This window comes from Pseudomonas sp. R1-43-08 (genome assembly GCF_003852255.1).
GTDB lineage: Bacteria > Pseudomonadota > Gammaproteobacteria > Pseudomonadales > Pseudomonadaceae > Aquipseudomonas.
Map to the genome: position 1 here is coordinate 5557323 of NZ_CP027734.1, position 12516 is coordinate 5569838.

The 12516-nt window shown below is 61.4% G+C and carries 10 protein-coding genes; 6 read left to right on the top strand and 4 right to left on the bottom strand.

Annotated features, from left to right (window positions below):
- Nucleotides 1-66: 66 nt before the first annotated feature.
- Entirely contained in the window at nucleotides 67-4695 is a 4629-nt protein-coding gene (locus C4J87_RS25655; RefSeq protein ID WP_124368864.1) for a dermonecrotic toxin domain-containing protein, read from the top strand.
- Between the two features lie 5 nt (nucleotides 4696-4700).
- On the opposite strand, the gene C4J87_RS25660 is transcribed toward C4J87_RS25655, so the two are convergent.
- Entirely contained in the window at nucleotides 4701-6254 is a 1554-nt protein-coding gene (locus C4J87_RS25660; protein ID WP_124368865.1) for a PLP-dependent aminotransferase family protein, read from the bottom strand.
- A gap of 87 nt (nucleotides 6255-6341) precedes the next feature.
- Here C4J87_RS25660 and C4J87_RS25665 point away from each other — a divergent pair, with 87 nt between their 5' ends.
- Genes C4J87_RS25665 through C4J87_RS25675 form a run of 3 tightly spaced genes read left to right on the top strand, consistent with a single transcriptional unit; the run spans nucleotide 6342 to nucleotide 8105 of the window.
- Nucleotides 6342-6980, top strand: coding sequence for an FMN-binding negative transcriptional regulator (locus tag C4J87_RS25665; protein WP_124368866.1), 639 nt, complete (start codon nucleotides 6342-6344; stop codon nucleotides 6978-6980).
- On the top strand, nucleotides 6977-7423 hold the full coding sequence (locus C4J87_RS25670; protein ID WP_124368867.1) for a GNAT family N-acetyltransferase: 447 nt from the start codon (nucleotides 6977-6979) through the stop codon (nucleotides 7421-7423). Before C4J87_RS25665 ends, C4J87_RS25670 begins: the two co-directional genes overlap by 4 nt.
- Nucleotides 7424-7433: 10 nt before the next feature.
- On the top strand, nucleotides 7434-8105 hold the full coding sequence (locus C4J87_RS25675; protein WP_124368868.1) for a GNAT family N-acetyltransferase: 672 nt from the start codon (nucleotides 7434-7436) through the stop codon (nucleotides 8103-8105).
- 125 nt (nucleotides 8106-8230) lie between these two features.
- On the opposite strand, the gene C4J87_RS25680 is transcribed toward C4J87_RS25675, so the two are convergent.
- Nucleotides 8231-9139, bottom strand: coding sequence for a homocysteine S-methyltransferase family protein (locus tag C4J87_RS25680; protein WP_124368869.1), 909 nt, complete (start codon nucleotides 9137-9139; stop codon nucleotides 8231-8233).
- Between the two features lie 112 nt (nucleotides 9140-9251).
- Here C4J87_RS25680 and C4J87_RS25685 point away from each other — a divergent pair, with 112 nt between their 5' ends.
- A complete protein-coding gene (locus C4J87_RS25685; protein ID WP_124368870.1) occupies nucleotides 9252-10073 on the top strand; it encodes an ABC transporter substrate-binding protein in 822 nt (273 codons plus the stop codon).
- Nucleotides 10070-10900, top strand: coding sequence for an amino acid ABC transporter permease (locus C4J87_RS25690; protein ID WP_124368871.1), 831 nt, complete (start codon nucleotides 10070-10072; stop codon nucleotides 10898-10900). The genes C4J87_RS25685 and C4J87_RS25690 overlap by 4 nt, the downstream gene beginning before the upstream one ends.
- 3 nt (nucleotides 10901-10903) lie before the next feature.
- On the opposite strand, the gene C4J87_RS25695 is transcribed toward C4J87_RS25690, so the two are convergent.
- Together C4J87_RS25695 and C4J87_RS25700 are read right to left on the bottom strand one after the other, a co-directional pair.
- Entirely contained in the window at nucleotides 10904-11182 is a 279-nt protein-coding gene (locus tag C4J87_RS25695; protein WP_124368872.1) for a helix-turn-helix domain-containing protein, read from the bottom strand.
- Complete coding sequence (locus C4J87_RS25700) at nucleotides 11179-12453, bottom strand: HipA domain-containing protein (protein WP_124369034.1); 1275 nt, start codon at nucleotides 12451-12453, stop codon at nucleotides 11179-11181. Before C4J87_RS25700 ends, C4J87_RS25695 begins: the two co-directional genes overlap by 4 nt.
- Nucleotides 12454-12516 lie beyond the last annotated feature (63 nt).

The following is a 12516-nucleotide window of genomic DNA, read 5'->3' on the forward strand; positions in this document are numbered from 1 at the left end:
GTCCCCTGGGCATCTTTGGACACTACCTTGCGACTCTCTCGTTCGACTGCTCGCAAGGAGCTGCAGATGCCCAATGACTCATCCCGAAACGACGACCCCGTCGCCCGCAACCTTCCTCCCAGCACCTACGATCTGCTGACACAACTGACCACCGGCCCTTCGATGCGCGAGGTCGCCTCAACCCTGTTGCGTACGGCGCTGCGCGAAGAGTTTCCGACGCTGGATATCGAGCCTGACCTGGCCATGGTGATTACGCCGCGCTGGAGCATCATTGACGATGTTCTCCAACCGGCGGAGCCGTATGTCGACTCGCTGACCACGGTCCTCGCTCGGCAAGCGTTGGCGCCCGCGCCGGTGATCTACATCGACGGCGAGCATTTCCTCACCCAACACCCCCACGCAGTACCCGCAGTCCACCTGCCGGTGAAAATCGACGCCATTGCGCGGTTGCTCAACGAGCTGTCGGCGCTGATTTTCGTCGCCTTTCAGGAGCAGCAACTGGACCACTGGAACGCGTCCAATGGCACCGCCGGCCCGCGCTGGCAGATACTTTCCCAGTCCCTGCGCAAGGTGTGGAACCTCAACAAGCTGGAAGGCTGGGATGAACACGACTGCGCCATGGCTCGAACGCTGTTCCGATTGCCGGATCCGACTGGCCGTCAAGAAGGCGATCCGTACCCGATCAATGTCTACCTGATCGACATGGACGTACGCCAAAACAACAAGACCGTGCATGCGGGCCTGGCGGACATAGCGGTACTGATCGGCGTCCATGAGCAGAAGCAGCGGATCCTGACGTACTCGCTGGTCGAGGGTTACGAGAAGTTCGACTCGATGCAGCAACTGGGCGAAGTCCTGCCGGGCAGGTTGAACCCGTATCACCCCGAGCTGGACGTGCAATGGCGGCTGTATCAACCCCCTGGGAATTTCTTCGATAGCCAGGCCTTCGCCATGATCACCCTGCAACTGGTGGTCATCGGCGCCTTTGGCTTGCGCCCCCAAAAATCTTTCACCAGAAAAGGCATCAGCGACCAAGCCGTGATCAACGTCGTGCCGGTGATCGACGACCTGAGCGATCAGTCGCTGTCGAACATCCGCCAGATTCATCAGCAACTGCCCGAATGGTTGGCGGACGCCTCGGACCTCGACATATCCACTTACGGCCGAGGCGTCATTGATCTGGCCCAGTTGCACACGCACAACCAAGGCTTGCAGTTCGATGACGGGATCGCGTCGATCCGCGACTACGCCCGGGCGCAACTGCGCAGTAAAATCCAGGCCCGCCCCAATGGCGCCGGCCTGAACCTGGACAAGGTCGAAGTCAGCATCGAGAGCCCGGTGCTCTGGGGTACGTTTGTGGTGCCGGGTAGCAGTGACATCACGCGCCACAGCCTGGTCGACCTGGCCCTGGCAAACCTCACCGGTTTACCGACGGGTACACCGAGCGTGCGCTACAACGGTGGCGACGCCCCGGACTGGCTGACCTACGACTACTTGAAGCAACTGATCGAATCCGTCGATATCGGCAAGCACTATCCGGTGCTGATCAAGAGCACCCTGCTCACGGACCCGTTCGAGTCCAAGGCCCGGCAACTGCTCTACGTTTCACACCTGCGAGTGCAATTACCGCTGCAAGCCCTGCAGTGGAAGATCAAGGGTGAGAACGGACTCAACTCCCTCGGCTATCGCTATGTCGCTGCCGTTGTCCAGGCCCAGCAGCACGACCGCCAGGTCGAGGGGCAGGAGATCGTTATCCGCCGCCTGGCTTTCATCCCCACGCTGCGACCCGGTCATGAGCAGGATGTGGTCGCCAATATGTTCGTGATCGGCCCTCGCGATCACACCCAGGGCCCCTGCGTGCTTTATCGCCCGCTGCTCGAGCCGGTGCTGTTCCAATTCCCCACCCGGCAGAACCTGCTGTATGCCATCAAGCACAGTCACCTGCTGCGCGAGTCGGTCCTGGCCTGGCTGCCGGAAAGTTCGCGCTTCAACTACGAGCAATACGTGTTCCCCGACAAACTGCCTTCGCCGTGGACCGTGGCGCGGGTGCTGGTGGAGCCCGAAGTGGTCCTGCAAATGAGCGGGCCTATCGGCCTGAGCGATGAAGTGCTGACCGGTGACGTCCTGGGGACGCTGTTCGAGGCCAACGCCAATGCCATGATTGATCTGGCCAAGCAGCAATCGGTATCCAACACCCAGAAGCGCTGGGCAAGCTATCGACAGGCCGCCTGGCAGATTTTCGGCGCGGCCCTGCCCTTCCTCGGGCGCACAGCCGGGATCGCGGCCTGGATCTGGCAAATCATGGATGGCCTGCAAGAAACCACCGAGCAAGAGCCTGGACCTGACGGGACAACCTCATGGACGGCGCAGATCGACCTGCTCCTCAATCTGGGCATGGCGCTGGTGATGCACGTCACCCTGCGCCACTCATCACCGAAAAAGAGCGCCGAAGGTTTTGCGCTCGAGCCCGAACCGAAGCTGGTCGAAGAGCCAGAAAAGGCAGCGCCTGTGCCCAGGAAACCCATCGTGACCAAGCAACCAGACCTGTCCGAAGCCGAGCTACCCGCTGAACATCAGGGTCCATTGCACATCCAAGGGGCGCTGAGCCGCACACCTTCAAGCCTGGCGGCGACGCTGGATCGCTTCAAAATCTCTAAACCGGAAGGGTTGGGCGAATCGAACAAGGAGCCTGGCCCGCACCTGCATCTCCATGGCCTGGCCGGCAAATGGTACGCGCAGGTCGGTAAACGCTGGTTCGAGGTCACCGTCGACGACAACGACAACGTGGTGGTCGTCGACCCCCGCCAATCTTCGCAAACCGGCCCGGCATTGACGGGCAACCTGGCCGGCCAATGGTTTGTCGACACGCGCCTGCGCCTGCGCGGCGCCGGCTTCAGGAATCGCCGCCGGGTGGCGCGAAGCAAGGCCCCTTCGCGCATCAAGGAATTGCGTGAGAGCCTCACTGCGTTCGATGCCGATGAAAGACGCGGGCAGGCGGAAGTCGCTGCCGTATTTGACGCCATCGTCCGCGAGCCCGGGCCGTCCAGGGACACAACGCGCCAGGCATTCATCGAAAAGGTCGACGCTCGCCTGGAACAGTACGAGACACCCATCCGCCAGTTGCGCGCACTGAACATCATCGACTCGGTGCCCAATTACCAGAGCAGCATGACCGACTACCTGAACAAGCAATTGCTGCTGACCCGATCCGCCGTGGCTGAAAGCCTCCCCGAGTTTCGGGAAAAACTGCTTTGGACCCTCGAGCACATCGAGACCCTGTCCACCCTTGAACCCAAGAAGCAGGCCGAAGCTGCCCAGGTCATGGCGAATTTGAACAAGGCAATGATCAGCCGCCTGGAATACGCCGAGTCGCGCTACCGTGAACTGGAAGGACTTGGCATGGAAGGCGCGAAGGTCGCACAGACCACCATGCGCGCGTTGCCCGGCATGCGGCTGCACGATCTCAAGGCGCTGCAAGTCACCCTGACGCGTTACCTGTGTGTCCGCGAAGGCGACGGCGAGGCGTTTATCGATGCCCGCACCCAGATCGGCGAAATTGTCGAGATTGCAGACCTCAACATTCAAAACTGGGTTGAAACCCTGATCGAAGCCAACGTCAGCGGCCTGGATGAGCGCATCGAGGTGCTCAACAGCGTGGCCGACCAATTCGCCATCGTCGACCAACGCCTGCTGGACCTGCACGCTGAACACCCGGAGCAGGTAAACCGGGAAACCATGGAGGACCTTCGCAAGGAAATCGACGGTTTCAATCAGCAGGCGGTGGTGGAGCTTGCGCGGCTGCTGCGCGAGAAAAAGACCCTTGAACCCAAGCCGGGTACGTCAAAGCCGCCGCCTACGCCCAAGCGCAAAGTCATCAAGACCCGCTTCAATGGCGTGGTGGTGGGCGAACCTCGCGCGACGCAAAGCCACCTGGTGGACATCAAGGCGCCAATGACGGGCAGGCTCATCGCCACGTTCCACGAGAAAACACCGGGGGTCTGGGTTGAACGGGAAAGCCCGTCCCCAAGCCGTGCAGAGCCACACACCGTAGACCTGAATGCGGGCATGAGGGCCGGGCAAGGCTTGCTGGATGAAGAGCAGGCCGTCACCCAGCGTATCCTTGCGCACTCCAGAAAAGCCGGGTGCATCCCGGTGGAAATCGAAGAGATGCTGCACCAGTACGCCGCACGCCTGGAGCGCTCGGTCAGCACCATTGAGGAAGGGCTGACGCGACTCAACCTGACCGAAAGCGATCGCCCCTCAGCCGCCACCCTCAGCAGGAACCTCAACGACGCCGCTCAGCGGCTCTACAAACTGGGCACCGACACCCGCATCAGCATGACCAAAGAACAACCGCCCACCGCAGCGCGGGTGGAATGGCTGCACGAACAGGGATTGGTGAAGATTGAAAAGGTCGTTACCCGCAAGCGTCTCAAGGGCCCCGGCAAGAACTATCTGGACGAATACGAAGTGCGCGATCACCAGAGCCGTGCCGCGTTGTGGTATGCGCACTTTCACTACGATTCCGTGCAAGCCGCGACCGAAAATTTCTTTGCCGGTCATCTGAAAACCCGCGAGCAGCGCAAACTTGGCGGAGCCATGGAGCGCGCAGGCCTGAGCGACCGGGACCAGATTGCGGTGTACCGCAGTGAAATCAGCCCGCAGCTGGCGCGCTCGTTGTTCTTCCAGAGCTGAGTGGGTCAGCCGCTGAGCCAGGCTTTGCCCAGACGCGAAAGGGCCTGGGTAATGGCTGCCTCAGGCACGGCGGCAAACCCCAGCACCAAGCCGGCGCGTTGATCCGGTGCCGGGCTTGAATCGGGCAGCCAATAGCTACTCAGGCCATTGATTTCTACGCCCACGCCGCGGGCTTGTGCCAGCAACTGCTGCTCACGGGCCAGGCTGTCTACCCGAACCGTAAGGTGCAGGCCCGCTGCAACAGCGGGCAGGTTGTGCACACCGGGCAGCCCGCTGGGCCAGCCGGCCAGCAAGGCATTGCGCCGACTCAGGGCGGCGCGACGCATGCGGCGGATATGGCGCTGGAAATGCCCGGCCGCCATGAATTCGGCCATCACCGCCTGAGTGCTGACTTCCGAGTGGCGCATGTCGACGGCGCGGCGCCGGGAGAACGCATCCACCAAACCCGGCGGCAATACCAGATAGCCCAGACGCAGGGCCGGGAACGCCACTTTGCCGAAGGTACCGACGTAGAGCACGCGCCCGCTGCGGTCCAACGCGGCCAGGGGCGCCAGCGGCGCACCGCTGTAGCGGTATTCGCCATCGTAGTCGTCTTCGATGATCCAGCCACCGGTGCGCTCGGCCCAGGCCAGCAGTTCCAGGCGCCGCGCCAGGCTCATCACCACGCCCAGCGGGTATTGATGGGAGGGTGTGACATAGGCCAGGCGGCAGTCTTTCAGGCCATTGAGGGTCTGGCAGTCGATACCTTCGCTGTCCACCGGCACACCCCGCAGGTCCGCACCAGCCAAGGCGAATGCGTGGCCGGCTGCACGATAGCCTGGGTTCTCCACCGCGACCCCGTCGCCGGGCTCCACCAGCAATTGTGCACAAAGGCTGATTGCCTGCTGTGCACCACTGGTGATCACTATTTGTTCAGCCGTGCACTGCATGCCTCGCGAACTGCGCAGGTAAGCCGCGATCAGCCCACGCAGGCGTGCGTCGCCTGCGGGGTCGCCGTAACACAACTGTTCCAGGTCCGGCTTGCGCCAGAAAGCCCCGTTCAGCTTGGCCCAGACCTCAAAAGGGAACAGATCGAAGGCGGGCACCCCCACGCGAAACGCCTTGGGCGGCCCGGTCGGCGGTTGGGATAAATGGTTGTGTTGCAGACGGTCCAGGGCCGGACTGTGGATAACTTCGGCATCCAGATCCACCGGCAAATTCGTGCATTTTGTGGATAAGGCTGGGGATAAGCCTGTTGGTAAGCCTGTTGGTAAGCCTGTGGATAGTTTTGTGGATAAATTTTTAGGGGTAGGCAATTGGGCGACATAAGTGCCATCTCCCACCCGGCCTTCGATAAACCCCTCGGCGTACAACTGATCGTAGGCGCGCACCACGCTGTTGCGGGAAATCGACAGGGCCGCAGCCAGATCACGGCTGGCGGGCAAACGCGTGCCGCTGACCAGGCGCCCGTCCAGCACGCGCAGGCGCAGGGCCTCATAGAGTTGGCGCGTGAGGCCCTGGCGCCGGTCCAGCTCGATACCGGCCGGGTTAAATGACAGAGGCGGCGAGAGTGGTGACATATTGGACCTACGAAATTGACCTTGGATGGCTCTTACAACGGACCATTAGCCTGCCTAGGATGCAGGCATTCGCCAAGGAAAATATTCATGTACACACCACGCGCCTTTGTCCTCGAAGACCTGCCCGAATTACACCAACTGATCCAGCACACACGCCTGGCGCAGTTGGTGACCTTTGGCGAGCAAGGCCTGCAGGCCAGCCATTTGCCACTGCTGCTGAATCCCGATGAAGGCCCCAATGGCACGTTGTACGGGCACCTGGCCAGGGCCAATCCGCAGTGGAAAGACCTGCAAAACGGCAGCGAAGCCCTGGTGATCTTTGCCGGCGCCGATGCTTACGTCAGCCCGGCGTTTTACCCGGCCAAGGCCGAGCACGGCAAAGTGGTGCCCACCTGGAACTACATCGCGGTGCATGCCTACGGCACGGCCGAGGTGTTTACAGATGCCGAACGTTTGCTCGACGTGGTCAGCGCCCTTACCGACCGCCACGAGTGCAATCGCGCCCAGCCCTGGAAAGTCAGCGACGCCCCGGCCGACTACATTGATGGCATGCTCAAGGCCATCGTCGGCTTCGCGCTGCCCATCGATCGCCTGATCGGCAAACGCAAGCTCAGCCAGAACCGCAGCCCGGCCGACATCGCCGGGGTGCGCAACGGCCTGGCCGCCAGTGTCGACGTACGCGACCAGACCCTCGCCCGCTTTATGCCCCAAGGAGTTCCAGAATGAGCCCGCTCGAGATTCGCCAGGTCAGCGCCGCCGACCACACCGCCTGGTTGCCGCTGTGGCAGGCGTATTTGACGTTCTACAACACCCAATTGCCGGACGCGGTCAGCCAGAGCACCTGGCAACGCCTGATCGATGCCGACGAGCCGACCCATTCGGCCCTGGCCTGGCAGGATGGCAAGGCGGTGGGCATGGTCAACTTCATCTACCATCGCTCCAACTGGAGTATCGAGAACTCCTGCTACCTGCAGGACCTGCTGGTGGACTCGGCCCAACGCGGCACCGGCGTCGGTCGCAAACTGATCGAGTTCGTCTATGCCACGGCCAAGGCGGATGGCTGCGGCAAAGTGCATTGGCTGACCCACGAGACCAACGCCACGGCGATCCAGCTTTATGAGCGCATCGCTGAACGCCCAGGTTTAATTCAATTTCGCAAAGCCCTTTAAGGAGCGCAGCATGCCCACCTCCCTCGCTGACTGGAAAGGCGTTCCGGCGCCCACGGCTCAACTGCTCGAAGGGCGTTTTATCCGCCTGGTCAAACTCGACCCCGCGCGCCACGCCGATCAGCTCTGGCAAGCCCTCGAAGGCCCCGGCGCCGACCCCAAGTTGTGGGACTACCTGCCTTACGGCCCGTTTGCCGAGCGCGCCGCGTTCGATGTGTGGTTGAACAACCACGCGGCCAGCACCGACCCGTATTTCTTCAGTGTGGTCGACCGCGCCAACGATGAGGTGCAGGGCATCCTGAGTTTGATGTCCATCGTCCCGGCCCAGGGCCGTATCGAAATCGGCCATGTCACCTTCGGCGCCCCGATGCAGCGCTCGCCGAAAAGCACCGAGGCGGTGTATCTGCTGGCCAAGTATGCGTTCGAGCAGGGCTACCGCCGCCTGGAATGGAAATGCAACAACGGCAACGCCCGCTCCCGATACGCAGCCGAGCGCCTGGGTTTCAGTTTCGAAGGGGTGTTCCGCCAGCACATGGTGGTCAAGGGCCAGAACCGCGATACGGCATGGTTTTCGATGCTGGATTCGGAATGGCCGGCGATTGATGCGGGGTTCGAACAGTGGCTGTCGGAGGCTAACCAGACCAGCGCCGGGCAGCTGAAAACACTGGCCGAGTGCAGAAATTGAAACGAGGGGTACGCCCCAATGCCCCTGTAGGAGCGAGCTTGCTCGCGAAAAACGCCCAGGCAACACGTTCATACTGGATAAACGTGGAGGCCCCCAGTTCTTCGCGAGCGCTCCTACAAAAAGCCTTAACCGATTGGGGTCAGGTGCTTGGCCAGCACCGCAATATGCTCCGGCCCGATGCCGCAGCAGCCGCCCAGATGGCTGGCCCCGCGCGCCTGCCAATCGGCCGCCCAGTGCAGATAGCCGGGCGGGTCAAGGTCATCGCGCAGCGGGTCGAGGCCATCGTTGGCCGTGGCCTCCTTGGGTTGCGGCGGGAACGCGTTGGCGTAAGCGCCGATCTGGATCCCCACGCCAAGGCGCTCGAAGGTCTGGCGGGCAGCGTCAATCGCCGCGCCGATCACTTCCGGCTGGCTGCAGTTGAACAGCAGCACCTCCACGCCCAACTGCGCTGCCGCTTCGGCGGCGTCCGCCACCGGTTCGCCTGAGCGCAGGCGTGGCATCTCGTCCGTGTCTTCGTCCTTCAAGGTAAACGACAGCCAGAGCGGTTTACCGTCTTTCGGCAGCCCGGCCTGGATCGCCCGCGCCTCGGCGATGGAGCTCTGGGTTTCCGCCAGCCACAGGTCGACATGGGGCGCCAGGCCGTTAACCAGAGGCGTCAGCAGCTCGCTCACCCGCCCAGGCTCGAACAAATCCGGCCGATAAGAACCGAACAGCGGCGGCAATGAACCCGCCACCCGCACCGCCTGGCCTGAAGCCTGCACCGCACGGCGGGCCAATTCACCAGCGAGGGCCGCCAGCGCCTGGCCTTCGGCGGCGAACCGCGCCTCACCAATATGAAAGGGCACAACGGCGTAGCTGTTGCTGGTGATCACGTTGGCGCCGCTCTGGATATACGCCGCGTGCACCGCCTCAACCGCTTGGGGTGCTTCGCTCAACGCCAGCGCCGACCACTCCGGCTGCCTGAACGGCGCGCCACGGCGTTGCAGCTCACGGCCCATGCCACCATCGAGAATTACTGTAGGTTGTGCGCTCATATAGCTTTTACTCATATGCTTATGAAAATAACTCACTATGAGAGTCGTTCTTATAACTATTTAATACGCACCAGTCGGCTCATCACAACTCTTTTTTCTTCAGGTGTCTGCTTTGAAACTTAAACCGCTATTGGCCCTGGGCCTGACCATGCTCGCTGCTTCCACTCAGGCCTTCGGCGGTACCACTCTGGATCGGATCGAGCAAAAGAAAGAACTGGTGGGCGTGCTGATGGAAAGCTATCCGCCGTTTTCGTTTCTCAATGAGCAGAACCAACTCGACGGCTTTGACGTCGATGTGGCCAAGGCTGTGGCGCAAAAGCTCGGTGTGAAACTGCGCCTGGAAACCCCGTCCTGGGACGTGATCGCCGCCGGCCGCTGGAGCGGGCGCTACGACATCTGCATCTGCTCCATGACCCCGAGCAAGGCGCGCGCCGAAGTGTTCGATTTCCCGGTGGAGTACTACGCCTCGCCTGCGGTGATCGTGGTCAATGCCAAGGATGACCGCATCCACGGCGCCAAGGACCTGAGCGGCAAGAAAGTCGGCCTGACCAGCGCATCGAGCTACGAGAGCTATCTGAACAAGAACCTGGTGATCGAAGGCGCCGAAGACACGCAACTGCAGTATCCGTTCGAGGACGTGCAGATCGCGCCGTACGACACCGATAACGTGGCCTTCCAGGACCTCGGCCTGGGCGCTGGCGTGCGCCTGGACGCGATCCTCACCAACCTGGTGACCGCACAGCCACGCTTGACCGCCGACAAGCGCTTCAAGCTGGCCGGCGAGCCGCTCTACTCGGAGCCCAACTCGGTCGCCATCGAAAAAGGCGACCCGCAGTGGGACAGCAAAGTGCGTGAGGTCTTCGCCCAGCTCAAGCAGGACGGCACCTTGAGCAAGCTGTCGCAAAAATGGATCGGCGCCGACATCAGCCAATGACCGCATTCCCGACCCCGCCCCAACCCCCGGCAACCACGTCGCGGCTGCGGCGGCTGTTCGGCTTTCGCACGCGGCTGTACCTGACCTGGGCCGCGCTGTTTTGCCTGTTTGCCAGTTTCTTCCTGAGCTTTGACCTGAAGTTCTCGATCATCCTCGACAAGCTGCCCAACCTGGTTGGCGTGCACCTGGCGCCCAACGGCTTCCTGCAAGGCGCGGCGCTGACGCTGTTTCTGTGCCTGTGTTCGATCGTGGCGTCGTCGGTGCTGGGTTTCGTCACTGCGCTGGGACGCGTGTCGAAAAGCGCCCTGGCCTTCGGCATCGCCACGTTCTATGCCTCGTTTTTTCGCGGGACGCCGCTGCTGATCCAGATCCTGCTGATCTACCTCGGCCTGCCGCAACTGGGCCTGGTTCCGGGTGCGATCGTCGCCGGGATCATCGCGCTGTCGCTGAACTACGGCGCCTACCTGAGCGAAATCTTCCGCGCCGGTATCCTCGGCGTGCCCCACGGCCAACGGGAAGCGGCACTGGCCCTGGGCATGCGCGACAGCGCGATCTTCTGGCACGTTACGCTGCCCCAGGCCATGCGCACCATCGTCCCGCCCGCCACCAACCAGTTCATCTCGATGCTCAAGGACTCGTCGCTGATCTCGGTGATGGGCGTGTGGGAAGTGATGTTCCTCGCACAATCCTATGGGCGCTCAAGCTATCGCTATATCGAGATGCTCACCACGGCGGCAATCATCTATTGGGTGATGTCTCTCGGACTGGAGCTGATCCAGGCGCGCATGGAGCGGCACTATGGCAAGGGCTATGCGGGCCGTAGGTGAAGGTTAGTAGAGCGGGCGTCGAACTCGAATCACGCCCATCTGCAAACCAAAAGGCCGCAGTACCGCGTCCAGCGTCTTCAGCGTCTGGTTACCCTCACCCTGTTCGATATGCACCAGCGTGCGCACAGAAATTTTGCACATGCGCGCAAACTGACTCTGGTGCAATCCCGTCACCTCGACACGCAAACGTCGCACCGCGTCCCCCAGTTCGAGCGAACCCTCGGCCAAGCCTTCTTCGATAGCCGCAATCAGTTGCGCCCTTTGCTCCATGGACAGACTCATCTCAAACCCCACTTAATCAGGTGCTGATCCAAGCTGCGCAGGGCGATACGGGGATGGCTCCACGTAGTCTCAGGCAGTCCGCTGTCCAGCAGAAGGTCCGGCAGCGCCCGCAGACGCTCGGCATCCTGGCGTAGACGTTCGAAGGCGCTTTCGGCATCGACTAAAGTCGCCAAGGCACCGCAGGCGCCACGCCAATCTACATCGCCAGCGATTTCCAGCCGGCCGGGCCATTTAGTGGTGCGGGTTATGCCCTCATCATCCATGACCATGGGCGCCAAATCATAAACCGGCGCCATGCGCAGACTTCCCGGACCTCGGATAATGGAGGTGTTGCGCCCATGGTTATCTGAATTACCCAGGATTTTGTTCAGCAGATCGCGACGCAAATAGTCCGCCACCAGATCAGCTACTTGCGCCTCCTGGCCCGCTGCCTTCCACAAACTCACCAGCATCTGAAGCACGCTTACATGATCCATCCGACTGCCGGGAACAGTGATGCCAGCAGCCGAGTAAAGCGATTCGACCGCGAAACGCTCGACACGTTGACCACAGACCGCGCGATCAAAGCGGTGCATCCACAGGCTGGGCCTGCTCGCCTGCTCCAACGCTAAGCCCTCGCTGGCAACCGTCTCGATACCCAAGGAATGCAAGGCCTTGTAGTAGTGATATTCGCTCCTGAGAATATCCTGGTCTCTTTGCGATGCCTGATTGCGAGCGAACTTGATGAACCAATGCTGGCTCACTTGGGCATCATCCAGCGCGGCATCTGGATACAACAGCCCCTCCCGACTTTCGGTCAACAGTAGCTTCGGGGCCTCGCCACCCGCGCCTGTGGCACCACCAATAGCCGCCCCTTGTTCATAGGCGTACTCCAGAAATCGATTGTCGCGCGCCACTACATCCTGGCGTGAAAATCCGATTTTTGGACGATTCAGACAACCTCTCACTGATTCTTTGATGCGCATATGCCCAATCGGGGCTGGCGTATTAAATGCCAGCAGAAACAAGTCAGCGCTCATACCCTCGGGCTTTACCGTGTCCATATGGCTCAGTAGAAAGCGCTTGGCTGCACCTGCTGGCGCAATGTCATACACAAATCCGGGCGCTTGCTTGAAAGTATTTTGATTCCAGCTGGGCGGTACCCCGACGCTGACGGCAGGGGCAAAGACGGTAGGGATATGATCAAGATGCTCGACTAAGTAAGGCGAGGTATAGCCGAACCGGCATGGCCCCATAAAACCGCTGGATGGCTCAAGAAACTCCAGATCCATAGCGTCCTGCCATCGGTCGTTGGCGAAGACCTGTACCGTAAGCTTTAATGTCGATTCAATTTG

Excerpts from the sequence above, each read along its gene's own strand:
- C4J87_RS25665 (WP_124368866.1), top strand. The coding sequence starts at position 6,342 with ATGTACACACCACGCGCCTTTGTCCTCGAAGACCTGCCCGAATTACAC.
- C4J87_RS25695 (WP_124368872.1), bottom strand. The coding sequence starts at position 11,182 with ATGAGTCTGTCCATGGAGCAAAGGGCGCAACTGATTGCGGCTATCGAA.
- C4J87_RS25660 (WP_124368865.1), bottom strand. The coding sequence starts at position 6,254 with ATGTCACCACTCTCGCCGCCTCTGTCATTTAACCCGGCCGGTATCGAG.
- C4J87_RS25690 (WP_124368871.1), top strand. The coding sequence starts at position 10,070 with ATGACCGCATTCCCGACCCCGCCCCAACCCCCGGCAACCACGTCGCGG.
- C4J87_RS25680 (WP_124368869.1), bottom strand. The coding sequence starts at position 9,139 with ATGAGCGCACAACCTACAGTAATTCTCGATGGTGGCATGGGCCGTGAG.
- C4J87_RS25700 (WP_124369034.1), bottom strand. The coding sequence starts at position 12,453 with ATGGATCTGGAGTTTCTTGAGCCATCCAGCGGTTTTATGGGGCCATGC.
- C4J87_RS25670 (WP_124368867.1), top strand. The coding sequence starts at position 6,977 with ATGAGCCCGCTCGAGATTCGCCAGGTCAGCGCCGCCGACCACACCGCC.
- C4J87_RS25655 (WP_124368864.1), top strand. The coding sequence starts at position 67 with ATGCCCAATGACTCATCCCGAAACGACGACCCCGTCGCCCGCAACCTT.
- C4J87_RS25675 (WP_124368868.1), top strand. The coding sequence starts at position 7,434 with ATGCCCACCTCCCTCGCTGACTGGAAAGGCGTTCCGGCGCCCACGGCT.